Source organism: Thermosynechococcus sp. PP555 (genome assembly GCF_031583225.1).
Taxonomy (GTDB): Bacteria; Cyanobacteriota; Cyanobacteriia; order Thermosynechococcales; family Thermosynechococcaceae; genus Thermosynechococcus.
This window is the reverse complement of sequence record NZ_CP134168.1, coordinates 561906-576266: the sequence shown is the minus strand read 5'-3', so window position 1 is coordinate 576266 and position 14361 is coordinate 561906. Positions and strand designations below refer to the sequence as shown.

The window sequence follows — 14361 nt, the reverse complement described above, 5'->3', positions numbered from 1 at the left end:
GCATTGGTGATGAGCTTACGGGAGATGCTGCAACGAACACATTTTGCGGCTGCTTTAGAAGTCCAACAAGTTCTCAGCCCTGCTCAGCGCCAACAACCGGCGGCTATGAATCGCCAACGCTTAGTGAATTTAAGACATTATTTTCAACAGGGAGCAACACAACCCTAGTTCCTAATCTGTTGAATATTCTGTTGAATAGGTTGATTGTTGTACTGATTGTTTAGGACTATTTGCCGTGGGCACTGAATTCCATTCCCATTCTTCCCCTTCCCTGCATTCCCATCCCCATCATCACAGTGAGGAATCGCTGCGGGCGATCGTCAATCGGCTCTCGCGCATTGAAGGGCACGTGCGTGGTATCAAAACGATGGTTCAGGATAGTCGCCCTTGCCCAGAGGTACTGATTCAAATTGCCGCAGTGCGGGGAGCGTTGGATCGGGTGGCACGGCTGATTCTCGATGAGCATTTGAATGAATGTGTGACTCGTGCCGCTCAAGAGGGACGCATTGATCAGGAACTCGCAGAACTTAAAGCTGCCCTTGATCATTTTTTGGGATAATGATTTGGGATAGTGTAAGCGATGCCAATGCCTGTGGTTGTTGTCATCAATTGGGTACTGGGAATCATCCTCGCCATTTTTACCCTGATCTTTCTGGTGCGGATTGTCCTCACGTGGTACCCCCAGATTAACCTCACCCAAGGGCCATTGAAAGTGATTTACTGGCTTTCAGAGCCTGTGCTGGCACCAACTCGCCGCGTTGTGCCGCCCCTTGGGGGAGTGGATATTAGTCCCATTATCTGGGTGGGTATTGTCACGCTCCTACGGGAATTGCTCGTGGGGCAGCAGGGACTGTTGTTCATCCTGTTTCCACCGGTCTAGTGGGGACAACAACGATCCTCAGCCCGAAGCCATTTCTCAAGTGGGCGGGGGGCAAGTCGCAATTGTTGAGCCAAATGGCTCCCTATTTACCCCATCAATGTCGCTGTTATGCTGAGCCGTTTTGTGGCAGTGCAGCGCTCTACTGGTATCTCTTTGGCCAAGCCCAACAGGGGGAATTTCAGTTTCAGCAGGTGCGGTTGAGCGATCGCAACCCTGAACTAATGAACTGCTACCAAATTGTGCGCGATCGCGTGGAGGACTTAATTCAAGAACTCACGGCATATCGCCAACAGCACAGCGAAGCTTTTTACTACCACATTCGTAGCTTAGATCAGCAGCAACTTGATCCCCTCACGCGAGCAGCTCGCTTCATCTATCTGAACAAAACCTGTTTTAACGGCCTCTATCGTGTTAATCGTGCCGGGCAGTTCAACGTTCCCATGGGTCGTTATCGCAATCCCCAAATTTTTGATCCAGAGGCTCTGCGCCAAGCGAGCCTTGCTCTGCAAAAGGTGACATTGAGTGTGGCGGATTTTCAAGAGGTCTTAACTTGGGCAACGGCGGGGGATTTTATCTACTTTGATCCACCTTACTATCCTCTTTCTAAAACAGCCAGCTTCACCAGTTACACTGATCAGCCCTTTGGCGAGGCAGAACAGATTGCCCTGGCCAACGTTGTCGCTGAGTTGGCTCAACGGGGATGCTACGTCATGCTTAGCAATGCTTGGGTTGAACCCATGCTGCACCTGTATCGCTCTTGGCGCTGTATTGAACTCAAGGCCAGCCGTGTGATCAACTCCAATCGCCACAAACGCGGTAAGATTAGCGAGCTGCTGGTTGTCACCTATGGCTATTTCGAAAGGGAGTGAGATATTTTTAAGAGGGATAAGCTATACTCAAAAATTCATGAATATCACTCAAGAAGCCACGGAATGTTGTGCCTGTGTTTGCCCCCAAGGTCAATCCCATGGAGCAGCATGAGCATGGCAGTCGTTCGAGGCGCTGGAAGCCCTGCGTCAAAACCTGCAAGCTGTATTGTTACAACTGACGACGGCAGTGATTCGTTCTTTGACGGGCTGGTCATTCATTACACAGCCTTTATTAACCCTATCTTCAAATTGAATTGGTATTATAAAGCAAATATAAAAACAAAGATTAAAAACCATAATATTGAATCTATTTATTTGATAAGATTAAAAAATTATTAAAGTTTTTAAGCGTTAACCAATTTCTTGAATTCCAATTACTTAATAGCCTTCTTAATAACCCTGCGATTTGAAAAATGATCAAATAAAACATCAATGATCAACAATAAAAATTTTACTGGTAATTCCCTAGGCGATTAAACTACGTTATAGTGGCAGTGCTATTTCGATATTTTCGATAGCAGTACCGCAGATAGGTTTTCAGGAGGTGTCCAATGCTCACGGAAACTCGTCCCCGTGATGTTCAAGTCGCAGAAATTGCGGCCGGGGTTTTGGTCTTGCGATCGCGCACTTGGGATCGGCTGAAGTTTGAAGTGGAGTACGGCCGTCAGCAGGGAACCACCTCCAATTCCTACCTGATCCGAGCACCCCAACCCGCCCTGCTGGATCCGCCAGGGGAATCCTTTACCCAAATTTATTTGCAGGAACTCCAGCAGCACATTGATCTGAGTCAACTGCGGTACCTGATTCTCAGTCATGTCAACTCCAACCGTCTGGCGACCGTCAAGGTTTTGCTGGAAAAAGCGCCCCAGATCATTATCGTCTGCTCTAAGGCAGGGGCAGTAACCTTGCGCTCCACCCTTGGCGAGCAATTGAATCTCTGGATTCCCCGTGCGGAAACACCCCTAGAGTTAGGGGGCGATCGCCAACTGGAGTTTATTGCTGCTGCTACGCCCCGCTGGCCCGATGGCTTGATTACCGTTGATCCTCAGAATCAAATTGTGTTTACCGATAAGCTCTTTGGTGCCCATGTCTGTGGCGATAGCCTCTACGATGAGCAGTGGAAAAAACTCGATGCGGATCGTGCCTACTACTTTGAATGTTTGCATGCGGCGCAAACCCGCCAAGTGGAAAGCATTTTGGATCGCTTGGTAGAACTGACACCGCCACCGCGCCTCTATGCCCCCGCCCACGGCCCGATCGTCAAGTTTAGCCGTAGCCGCCTCTTTCAGGACTATCGCGACTGGTGCCAAGCCCAAACGGAACAGGACACCAAGGTAGCACTTTTCTATGCCTCTGCCTATGGCAATACAGCAATTCTAGCCAACGCGATCGCCCAAGCCCTAACGGCAGCCGGTGTGCAAGTGGAGGCCATTAACTGTGAAACCACACCCCCAGCAGAAATGCAAGCCCTGATCCACAGTAGCGACGGCTTTATTATTGGCTCGCCCACCCTAGGGGGACACATGCCGACACAGGTGCAGACCGCCTTGGGGTTTATTTTGGCGGAGGGCAGCAAAACAAAGTTAGCGGGGGTCTTTGGCTCCTACGGCTGGAGTGGTGAGGCCATTGATGACATTGAACAAAAGTTGCTTGATGCTGGTTATACCCTTGGCTTTGAAACGCTGCGGGTGAAGTTTACCCCCACGGCGAGCGATCTTGAAAAATGCCAAATTGCCGCCAACGAGTTTGCCCAAGCCCTGAAGAAACTGCGCAAGAGTCGCACCGTCCGCCCCCCCAGTCTCGTCGAGGCACAGGTGGATCGCACCGAGCAGGCAGTGAATCGGGTCGTGGGTTCCCTGTGTGTTCTGACCACCCTACCGGAAGGGTGTTTTCACCTCACCCAAGCGGCAGCGATTTTGGTGTCGTCGGTCTCCCAAGCCTCGTTTAATCCCCCCGGTATCACAGTGTCCTTGCCGCAGGAATGGGCAGAAAGCCTCTGCTTGGTGGGCGATCGCTTTGTCTTGAATATTCTCAAGGAAGGCAGTCCCCTCGTTCGCCAATTTCAGCAGGCACAACGCCTTGGTGAGCAACAATTAGCCACCCTTGGCCTCAAAAGCGCTGAGAGTGGTGCCCCGATTTTGCTCGATGCCCTTGCCTATTTGGAATGTACGGTAGAGTCCCGCATGAACTGTGGCAACCACTCGCTGATCTATGCCGTGGTCGAGAGTGGTGAATTGCTGCAAACCAGTGGCTTAACGGCCATCCAACATCGCAAAACCAGTGGTTAGTCCCGAGATCTAAAAGGCAGTTTCCGCCGTCAACTCAGCCGCTTGTTGCTGTGCTAGCTCCTCGGGATGGGTGAGCAGGTAGAGCATTGGCAGATCTTCTTCGCGAATATGGCGCACGACTAGAGCACCAATCGCCTCAATCGTCTCTGGTGTCAGCTTTTCGGGATGACCCTGCACCTGCTCAAGCACCCCACTCAAATCCCGTAGCAGATTTTGGTGAGCCGCACGGTGGGAGAGATAGAGGGGATGGTTGGCAGCAGCCATCAGAGTTTCTTCGTGCTGGAAGTGGCGTTCTGTTTCGCTGGCGCACTCTAGTAATTGCGGCTTCACTTGCGAAAAGGTTGCTCCCTCAGCGATCGCCGAGCGTAACTGCTGTAACATCGCCAGCAGTGCCTGATGTTCCTGATCGATTTCCGCCAAGCCAGAGACAAACTCCGCTTGCCATGCCAGCCCATCCATCAATTAACCCTCCAGACTGCCACAGGGAAAAGACATTTTGACATACTGTGTTCAGCCTAGCAGCCCCGCATCGCAGGAGGTGGGCACCGTTACAAAGTGTAGCGGACTGGTACCTTTGGGCTAAGAAGGCTTAACGGCCACCCAATACTTACTCATAAAGTGGTGCTGCACCTCTTTGACCACTAGGCCTGCTTTTTCTAAGCGGATGTTGAGATCATCTTCAATGTAATTCCGGTAAAAGGGCTCGTGGAAAAGGTTGGCAAAGTTTTCCATCATCGGGCGCTGCTCTGGGGAATCCAGGGCTTGAATCGAGTCACAGATGACAAAGACACCCCCCGGCTGGAGAACGCGGGCACATTCATTGATCACGTTTTGGCGCACTGGGGCGGGCAGTTCATGGAAGAGAAAGACACAGGTGACGGCGCTAAAGTAGTTGTCCACGTAGGGCAAGCTTTCGGCATTCCCTTGAATGAGTTGTGGCAAATCCCCGGTCTGGGTGGCCAGTAGGGAGTTGGCTTTGCGCAAGTAGGTAGGGGACAAATCAATGCCAAAGAGGGCTGCTTTGGGGAAGCCATAGCGCAGTTGTTTTAGGGTGCGACCGGTGCCACAGGCAACATCGAGAATGCGTACAGGTGGCGTAGGAGGATGAGTGGCAAAATGTTGGGCAATGGGAGCAATCACGCGCCGCCGCATCGCATCTGCCGTACCGCCAAAGAGCAGCTCCACTTGCAGATCGTAGAGGTTGGCCGAGGTCTCACTGAGGTAGCCATCGGTTTGGTAGTGGAAGTTTTGGCGATAATACTGCGGATAGTCCTCAAGGCGCACGTCCTTGGCAAATTCCTGAAATTGGCGCGATCGCGCCCGCTGCCACATCTGCAGCAAATCTAGCCACAGTACCGGATAAAAGCGCAAAAATTCTTCCCAAGGGGCATCAAAGAGAAGTGTGGGGGGATACAAGCCAGCCACCGCATCCTGCCAATCCTGCTGGAGTAGGGCTTCATAACGTTCCTTGAGCCATGCTTGCAACTCAGGGCTGAGGGGTTGCGTCCGCTCTTCGGTGGGAAAGAGAGTATTGAGAAGACGAGCACTCAGGGTTTTGTGGGCGATCGCGAAAATGTTTTTGCCCCATTGCAGGGCTTGGTAGCCACGATGAAGCGTCTCTTCCACAAGCGGCAACTGCGAGGTAAAGGGCGCAACCAGCATAGTTCTTAACTAAACTTCATAATTTCCATTCCTCACTATATCGCAAACCCTAGGGGCAGTAGCCGCGTTCACGGTACCAAGCCACGGCGTCTCGGAGCGCCTCCTCAATTGGCGTCTGGGGCAAGCCCAATTCGGCCACGGCTTTGCGGGCATCGTAAAACATTTTTTGCTGTGCCATGCGCACTCCGTCAACGGGGATGGTTGGTTGTTTGCCCAAAGCCCCCAGCACCACTTCATCGAACCAAGCTACTACGAGGGGAATCACCACAGGAATTTCGCCAAGGGGACGCGGCAATCCAGTTATCGTGGCTAGGCGTCCTAGAATTTCTGCCAGTGTGAGGTTGTGGTGGCCAAGGATGTAGCGTTCACCGGTTTTGCCCTTTTCCAAGGCTAAGAGATGACCGATCGCCACATCCCGCACATGGATCAGGTTCAACCCCGTGTTGACATAAAAGGGCATCTGTCGCCGCAAAAAACGCAGGATCATCTCGCCAGTGGGGGTGGGCTTCGCATCCCAAGGGCCAATGGGGGTACTGGGATTGACAATGACAATATCTTGCCCTTGGCGGATTGCCGCGTGAGCCACCTGCTCTGCCCAGTACTTGGAGCGCTTGTACTCGCTAATCAGCTTTTCGGGGGGGCTTTGGTAGGCTTCGGTGGTGGGTTGGCCACTGGGATCCACACCAATGGCGGCCACGGAACTGGTGTAAACGGTGCGCTCAATGCCAGCCTCACGGGCAGCAGCTAAGATGCGACGGGTGCCCTCCACATTGACGGCATAGAGGAGGGGGCGATCGCGCCGCCACAGACTGTAATGGGCGGCAACATGGAAGAGCACTTGGCACCCTTGCATCAAGGGCACTAAGTCACTGGTGCGGAGATCCCCCTGCACCAACGCCACATCCCACGCTTTGAGATGGGCAGCCTGCTGCGGTTGGCGCACAAGGGCACGGACACGATACCCCCTCTCGGCAAGGACTTGTGCCACATGGGTACCGACAAAGCCACTGGCACCCGTGAGAAAGGCGGTGGTGCTCAATCTTCCTCAGCCTCCATGCTACCGGGGGGCAAGACGGCTGCCGTGACAATCACATCATCCTCATCTAGGCGTTGCAGACGGACGCCCGTGGCCGATCGCGACTGCGAGGAAATATCCATCACCTTTTGGCGAATAATGATGCCGCGACTGGTGACAATCATCAATTCATCCTCGGCATTGACAATCCGCAGAGCCGCCAGTTGATCCTCGTTACTTTTGGCTTTGAATTTGGTGGCGGTAATGCCCATGCCGGCGCGGTTTTGCAGCCGAAACTGTTGCACGGGTACCCGCTTGCCGTAGCCATTGGTGGTAATCACCAGTACCCAAGGGCCTTCACTGTGCGCCACCGTCTCCTCAACGTCTTCCATCTCGGCACTGTCATCCTCCGGGGGGGTAGCAAAACGGTTGGCGATCGCCGCCGGCAGAATATCCATCCCCACTAGTTCATCCCCCGGACGCAGGCTCATGGATTTGACCCCCCGCGTGGCACGGCCAAGGGGGCGCAGTTGATCGTGACTGGCGCGAAAGTGAATCGCCATGCCCTGCCGCGAGCCGATGATAATGGTGTCCTCTTCGCGGGTACGCCGCACCCACCGCAGTTGATCCCCCTCCTCAAGGGAAATGGCAATCAGGCCATTGGTGCGGATATTGCTAAAGGCCGCTAGCGCCGTTTTCTTAATGAAGCCCTTGCGGGTGAGCATCACCAGATACTCATCTTCCCTAAACTCTTGGACGGCAATGACGGAGGTAATTTTTTCCTCGCGGGGAATGGGCAGCAGTTGGACAATGGGGGTGCCGCGGGCTTGGCGCGAGCCACTGGGAATTTGGTAGGCGGGCAAGGCATAGACTAAACCGCGATCGCTAAAGAAAAGAATGCGATCGTGATCATTACAGCTAAAGAAGTGCTCAACGGCATCATCCTCTTTAATCTCTGCCCCTTTGCGTCCCCGCCCATCGCGACTTTGGGCTTCAAAGGTATCCACGGGCATCCGCTTGATGTAGCCCTGCTGGGTAACGAGAATGACGGATTTATCGTTGGCAATTAAATCGGTGTCGCTAATCTCGCCATCCGCTTGCACAATCAGCGATCGGCGGGGCGTGGCAAACTTGGCCTTGAGGTCGGTGACTTCTTTTTCAATAATCTCCAGTACCCGCTGGCGATTGGCCAAAATATCGCGATAATCGGCTATTTGCCGCTGAAGGTCTGCGTGCTCCCGCTCAATTTTTTCCGCCTCTAAGGCCGTGAGGCGCCGCAGTTGCATCTGCAAAATGGCATCGGCTTGGGCTTCACTGAGGGCATAGGTTTGCATCAATTGCTGACGAGCAAGGGTCGTGTCACTCGCACTGCGAATGAGTTGAATCACGGCATCGAGATTGGCCAGCGCCACCAGCAACCCTTGGAGCAGGTGATCCCGTTCTTCAGCCTTGCGCAGGGCATAGCGGGTACGGCGGGCGATCGCCGCTTCACGGAAACTAAGGAACACCTCTAAACTGCGTTTGAGGGTCAGCAATTGCGGCTCGCCGTTGACGATCGCCAGCATATTGGCACCAAAATTCACCTGTAGGGGGGTTTGCTTGTAGAGATTGTTGAGTACCACCCGTGGGTAGGCATCCCGCTTTAGCTCAATCACCACCCGAATGCCATCGCGATCGCTTTCGTCCCGCAGATCGGCAATGCCCTCAATTTTTTTCTCGTTGACCAACTCGGCAATTTTTTCCATCAGCGCTGCCTTGTTGGTTTGGTAGGGCAACTCCGTCACGATAATCGCCTCGCGGGGTTGGCGACCCGGTGCTTCAAGGGTTTCAATCGTGGCCACTGCCCGCAGCGTCATCGAGCCGCGACCGGTGGTATAGGCCTCTTCAATGCCCCCTTGGCCGAGGATATGCCCCCCAGTGGGAAAATCTGGCCCCGGAATGTAGCGCATTAGCTCGCGATCGCTAATCTGGGGGTTATGAATTAAGGCCACCAGCCCATCCACCAGTTCTCCCAAATTATGGGGTGGGATATTCGTCGCCATCCCCACGGCAATGCCGGAGGTGCCATTGAGCAGCAACTGGGGAATCCGCGCCGGTAAAACTAGGGGTTCCTGCTGCGAGCCGTCAAAGTTATCAACAAAGTCAACGGTTTCCTGCTCGATGTCCTGCAAGAGGGCTTCTGTGGCTAGGGCTTGCAGCCGACACTCGGTGTAGCGCATCGCGGCCGGCGGATCATTGTCAATCGAGCCAAAGTTGCCATGGCCATCAATGAGGGGGTGACGCATAGAAAAGTCCTGCGCCATCCGCACGAGGGCATCATAGACTGCGGAATCGCCGTGGGGGTGATATTTCCCTAGCACTTCCCCCACCACACGGGCACATTTGCGGAAGGGGCGATCGCTGGTCAGCCCCAACTCATGCATGGCATAGAGAATGCGGCGGTGTACGGGTTTGAGACCATCGCGGGCATCGGGAAGGGCACGCCCAACAATAACGCTCATGGCATATTCAAGGTACGAGCGCGAAATTTCGTCCCGCAACTCAGTGGGAATGATCCGAGAAGAATCAGCAGCAAAGCTCATGGGCGTGTTTTACCAAGCAATTAATCGGGAAGCCTTGTTGTTCAGTTGGAAAATTTAATGATATCACGCCAGCCTAAACGCCAACCTTAACCCCTCTCTGCTGCGGCGTTCTAGCCCTCAAGTCAGCCTCAGCGATCGCTGGTTTGCCGGCTCCTATGGCCAAACCTTAACAATCTCTTGCTTTGGCGTTTCTGGATCCAAGCGAAGCCCCTATAATAGCGAAAGACCCTATACGTTGCTCCATCACCAGCCCTCTCTAATCTCTGTATACTGTCGCCTTGGCTCCTCCCTTCGAGTCGTGGCGTTTTTCAGTCCCTAGAGCTGGTTGCTGTTGTCAAGACAACGTTAGACCCCTCAGTCGATTGAACGCTTTCAGACCCATGCAACAATCCGCCTTTTCTTCCCCCGTGCATCAAGTTGGTTACCATGGACAGCCTTGGCTTGTGGCCGAGCGAGATGCCTGTGGTGTGGGTTTTGTTGCCCATCGCAAGGGGATAGCTAGTCATCGCATCTTGACCCAAGCCCTTGAGGGATTGACCTGCCTTGAACACCGCGGGGGCTGTAGTGCCGATCGCGACTCTGGGGATGGGGCTGGCATCATGACGGCGATTCCGTGGGAGTTGTTGCCGGAGTTTGGCGTGCCGCGGCAGCGGATTGGGGTGGCGATGATCTTTTTGCCCCAAGGGGCGGCAACGGCAGCGGCAAAGGGGATTGTGGAACGGGTGCTCAGTGAAAATGAACTGCGCCTGTTGGGCTGGCGAGCAGTGCCCGTGAATCCCAGTGTTTTAGGGCGCCAAGCAAGGCAAAATCAGCCCCAAATTGAACAGCTCTTTGTGGCTTCCAGTAAAGCCAGTGGTGATGAACTGGAGCGGCAGCTCTACTTAGCGCGCAAGCGCATTGAGCGGGCGATCGCCCAAATCAAGGCGGACTGGCGACAGGACTTCTATATCTGTTCCTTTTCCACCCGCACCATTGTCTATAAGGGCATGGTGCGCTCGGCAGTACTGGCCCAGTTTTATGAGGATTTGCGCAACCCCAACTACATCACCCCCTTTGCCCTTTATCACCGCCGCTTTAGCACCAACACCATGCCTAAGTGGCCCTTGGCGCAACCGATGCGGATGCTGGGACACAACGGCGAAATCAATACCCTCTTGGGGAATATCAACTGGATGCGGGCACGAGCCGCCCAACTGAGCCATCCCTATTGGGGCGAAGCCTTTGCGGATCTCATGCCCATTGTCAATGCCGAAAATAGTGACTCCGCCAACCTCGACAATGTGCTGGAATTGCTGGTGCAATCGGGACGGCAGCCCCTGCAGGCAATGATGATGCTGATTCCCGAGGCCTATCAAAACCAGCCCGATTTGGCGGATCACCCCGAGGTGGTGGACTTTTACGAATACTACAGTGGCCTTCAAGAGGCGTGGGATGGTCCAGCACTAGTGGCCTTTGCTGATGGCAAAATTGTCGGCGCCACCCTTGATCGCAATGGCCTGCGACCTGCACGCTACACCCTCACTAATGACGATCTGGTGATTGTCTCTTCCGAGGCGGGCAGCATTCAAATTGATGAAGCAACGGTGATTGAAAAAGGCCGCCTTGGCCCTGGGCAGATGATTGCCGTTGACTTAGAACACCAAGAGCTGCTCACCAACTGGGAAATCAAACAGCGGGTGGCACAGCAGCAACCCTACGGCGAATGGCTGAAAACCTATCGCCAAGAACTTGCCCCTCAACCCTATGGCGAAACCCCCACCCTCGAAAGCCAAACCTGCCTACAACAGCAAATGGCCTTTGGCTTCAGCGCCGAAGATGTGGAAATGATCATTGAGGTCATGGCCAAGGATGGCAAGGAACCCACCTTCTGCATGGGGGATGACATTCCCTTGGCGGTGCTGTCGCAACAACCCCACCTACTCTACGACTACTTCAAGCAGCGCTTTGCCCAGGTCACCAATCCGGCCATTGATCCGCTGCGGGAAAAACTGGTGATGTCCTTGGTGACTCGCCTTGGTGCGCGGGGGAATTTGCTCGTTGAAAGCCCAGAAGATGCCCGCCTGCTGCAACTCAATTCTCCCCTCATTAATGAAGCAGAGCTAGAGGAAATTCTCAAGGCTCCCTTTGGTACCACTCGGCTCTCGACACAGTTTGCGATCGCCCAAGGGCCTGCGGGGCTTGAGGCCGCTGTGAATCGGCTCTGTGAACAGGCCGCTGCCGCCGTCAAAGGAGGCGCCGAAATCCTTGTGCTCAGCGATCGCCACAACCTTGCTGGCGAACCCCATCTTTTGGATGCCGACACGTCCTATATCCCACCCCTATTGGCGGTGGGGGCAGTGCACCACCATTTGATTGCCCAAGGCATTCGCCGTCGCGTCTCCCTTGTCGTGGAAACAGCCCAATGCTGGAGTACCCATCACTTTGCCTGCCTGATTGGCTATGGCGCCGGAGCAGTGTGTCCCTACTTGACATGGGAAACAATTCGCCAGTGGTGGCATAGCGATCGCACCCAAAACCTGATGGCCAAGGGCAAACTGCCGCAACTGACACTGCAACAGGTGCAGGCCAACTATCGCAAAGCGGTCGAGGAGGGACTCCTAAAAATCCTCTCCAAGATGGGGATTTCTCTGATTGCTAGCTATCGCGGTGCCCAAATTTTTGAGGCCATTGGTATTGGTGATGACCTGCTCAACAAGGCCTTCATTGGCACTACGTCGCGGGTGGGGGGTCTGACGCTTCAAGACTTGGCTCAAGAAACAATTGCTTTTCACCACAAGGCCTTCCCCAAACTCACCGCCAAGAAACTGGAGAACTTTGGCTTTGTCCAATTCCGTCCCGGTGGCGAGTACCACATGAATAATCCGGAGATGGCCAAGGCACTCCACAAAGCCGTGAGCAGCAATAGCTATGACCATTACGAGGTCTATCGCCGTCAACTCACCGGTCGGGTACCCACGGCACTGCGGGATCTGCTGGACTTCCAGAGCGATCGCCCCAGTATTCCCCTCGAAGAGGTTGAACCCGCCAGTGAAATTGTCAAACGCTTCTGCACAGGGGGGATGTCCTTGGGTGCCCTCTCGCGGGAAGCCCATGAGGTGCTGGCGATCGCTATGAACCGCCTTGGCGGTAAATCCAACTCTGGCGAGGGGGGCGAAGATCCGATTCGCTTCCAAGTGCTGACGGATGTGGATGCTGAGGGGCACTCTCCCCAATTTCCCCATCTGCGGGGCTTGCGCAACGGTGATACCGCCAGTTCCGCCATTAAACAGGTGGCCTCTGGGCGCTTTGGCGTTACTCCAGAGTACCTGATCAATGCCCAGCAAATTGAAATCAAGATTGCCCAGGGCGCGAAACCGGGGGAAGGCGGTCAACTGCCAGGCACGAAAGTCAGCCCCTACATTGCTATGCTGCGGCGATCAAAGCCGGGCGTGTCCTTAATTTCGCCGCCGCCCCACCATGACATTTACTCCATTGAGGATTTGGCGCAACTGATCTTTGATCTGCACCAGATCAATCCCCAAGCGCAAGTCTCCGTGAAACTAGTGGCCGAAATTGGTATTGGTACGATTGCTGCTGGGGTGGCAAAAGCCAACGCCGACGTGATTCAAATTTCCGGTCACGATGGTGGCACCGGTGCTTCGCCCCTGAGTTCGATTAAGCATGCTGGCAGTCCGTGGGAATTGGGGTTGACGGAGGTGCACCGCGTTCTTTTGGAAAATCAACTGCGCGATCGCGTGATTCTGCGGGTGGATGGTGGCCTCAAGTGTGGCTGGGATGTGGTCATGGGGGCCTTGATGGGTGCCGAGGAATTTGGCTTTGGCTCGGTGGCAATGATTGCCGAGGGCTGCATCATGGCGCGGATTTGCCACACCAATAACTGTCCCGTGGGCGTGGCCACCCAAAAAGAAGAACTGCGCCAGCGCTTCCCCGGTATGCCTGAGCATGTGGTGAACTTCTTCCTCTTTATTGCCGAAGAGGTGCGCTCAATTCTGGCTCAACTGGGCTACCGCAGCCTGAACGAGATCATTGGCCGGGCGGATTTGCTGGTACCGCGCCAGGATGTTACCCTTGCAAAAACTGCACCCCTAAATCTGGATTGCTTGACGAAGCTGCCCGACACGCGGCACGATCGCCAGTGGTTGCAGCACGAAACAGTGCACAGTAACGGTGCCGTTCTCGATGATGAAATTTTGGCACGCCCAGAGGTGCAAGCCGCCATTGAGAAACAGCAAACCGTTGAATTAGAGCTGCCCATTGTCAACACCGATCGCACTGTCGGGGCACGCATCGCGGGTGCCATTGCCAAAAAGTATGGCAACACGGGTTTTGAAGGTCAGATTACCCTCCACTTCCGAGGCAGCGCTGGCCAGAGCTTTGGCGCCTTCAATCTGCCGGGGATGATCCTCAACCTCACCGGCGAAGCCAATGACTATGTCGGCAAAGGGATGCATGGGGGTGAAATCATTATCAAGCCGCCGGCCAATGCTCCCTATGCGGCTGCGGAGAATGTGATTATTGGCAACACCTGTCTCTACGGCGCCACGGGGGGGTTTCTCTTTGCCAATGGCCGCGCCGGTGAACGATTTGCTGTCCGCAACTCCAAAGCCTCTGCCGTTGTCGAGGGCACAGGGGATCACTGCTGCGAATACATGACCGGTGGGGTGGTCGTGGTCTTGGGCACTACGGGTCGCAATGTGGGTGCCGGTATGACCGGTGGCTTGGCCTACATCTTGGATGAAGCGGGTAACTTCCCCGCCAAGGTCAACCCCGAAGTTGTCAAACTCCAGCGGGTCACCTCTGCCATTGGTGCCGCCCAACTCAAACAACTGATTACTGCCCACCACGAGCGCACGGGGAGTGCCAAGGCCGCAATGATTCTGGAGCAGTGGGAGCACTATTTACCCCTCTTCTGGCAGGTGGTGCCGCCTTCGGAAGCCAATACCCCGGAAGTGGTGGGTGAAGTGGCCACTGACAGCGACAGCAAAGTACTCAGTCCCCTTTCCTAGAGGATTGGTCTTTTTAGGCAGCCTAAAATTAAGGGGAAAGCCTAGGGAGGTCGAGGCCG

At 54.5% G+C, this 14361-nt stretch carries 11 protein-coding genes; 7 read left to right on the top strand and 4 right to left on the bottom strand.

What is annotated here, in order from left to right; genetic code table 11:
• Positions 1–24 precede the first annotated feature (24 nt).
• From RHH27_RS02620 to RHH27_RS02595, 6 genes are all read left to right on the top strand, one after another.
• Entirely contained in the window at positions 25–168 is a 144-nt protein-coding gene (locus RHH27_RS02620) for a hypothetical protein (protein ID WP_302678779.1), read from the top strand.
• Between the two features lie 67 nt (positions 169–235).
• Positions 236–559: a metal-sensing transcriptional repressor gene (locus RHH27_RS02615; protein WP_206200951.1), complete on the top strand. Its 324-nt coding sequence runs from the start codon at positions 236–238 to the stop codon at positions 557–559.
• Positions 560–586: 27 nt separating this feature from the next.
• Entirely contained in the window at positions 587–880 is a 294-nt protein-coding gene (locus RHH27_RS02610) for a YggT family protein (RefSeq protein WP_206201587.1), read from the top strand.
• Complete coding sequence (locus RHH27_RS02605) at positions 880–1749, top strand: DNA adenine methylase (RefSeq protein ID WP_206200950.1); 870 nt, start codon at positions 880–882, stop codon at positions 1747–1749. Before RHH27_RS02610 ends, RHH27_RS02605 begins: the two co-directional genes overlap by 1 nt.
• A 114-nt stretch (positions 1750–1863) precedes the next feature.
• Positions 1864–2088 carry a hypothetical protein gene (locus RHH27_RS02600; protein WP_302678777.1) on the top strand — a complete coding sequence of 75 codons (225 nt, stop codon included), beginning with the start codon at positions 1864–1866 and terminating at the stop codon, positions 2086–2088.
• Between the two features lie 212 nt (positions 2089–2300).
• The gene (locus RHH27_RS02595; protein WP_302678776.1) at positions 2301–4037 is read left to right on the top strand and encodes a diflavin flavoprotein; all 1737 of its coding nucleotides are present in this window, start codon (positions 2301–2303) and stop codon (positions 4035–4037) included.
• 9 nt (positions 4038–4046) lie between these two features.
• On the opposite strand, the gene RHH27_RS02590 is transcribed toward RHH27_RS02595, so the two are convergent.
• The 4 genes from RHH27_RS02590 to gyrA all read right to left on the bottom strand — a co-directional run bounded on the left by RHH27_RS02590 (position 4047) and on the right by gyrA (position 9296).
• Entirely contained in the window at positions 4047–4496 is a 450-nt protein-coding gene (locus RHH27_RS02590; protein ID WP_206200947.1) for a hemerythrin family protein, read from the bottom strand.
• A gap of 120 nt (positions 4497–4616) precedes the next feature.
• Positions 4617–5699, bottom strand: a complete 1083-nt coding sequence (locus RHH27_RS02585; protein WP_302678775.1) for a class I SAM-dependent methyltransferase — start codon at positions 5697–5699, stop codon at positions 4617–4619.
• Between the two features lie 49 nt (positions 5700–5748).
• A complete protein-coding gene (gene hpnA / locus RHH27_RS02580; RefSeq protein ID WP_206200945.1) occupies positions 5749–6738 on the bottom strand; it encodes a hopanoid-associated sugar epimerase in 990 nt (329 codons plus the stop codon).
• Positions 6735–9296, bottom strand: a complete 2562-nt coding sequence (gene gyrA / locus RHH27_RS02575) for a DNA gyrase subunit A (RefSeq protein ID WP_302678774.1) — start codon at positions 9294–9296, stop codon at positions 6735–6737. Before gyrA ends, hpnA begins: the two co-directional genes overlap by 4 nt.
• A gap of 380 nt (positions 9297–9676) precedes the next feature.
• On the opposite strand from gyrA, the gene RHH27_RS02570 reads away from it, so the two are divergent.
• Positions 9677–14302 carry a glutamate synthase-related protein gene (locus RHH27_RS02570; protein WP_302678773.1) on the top strand — a complete coding sequence of 1542 codons (4626 nt, stop codon included), beginning with the start codon at positions 9677–9679 and terminating at the stop codon, positions 14300–14302.
• The last annotated feature ends 59 nt before the right edge of the window (positions 14303–14361 follow it).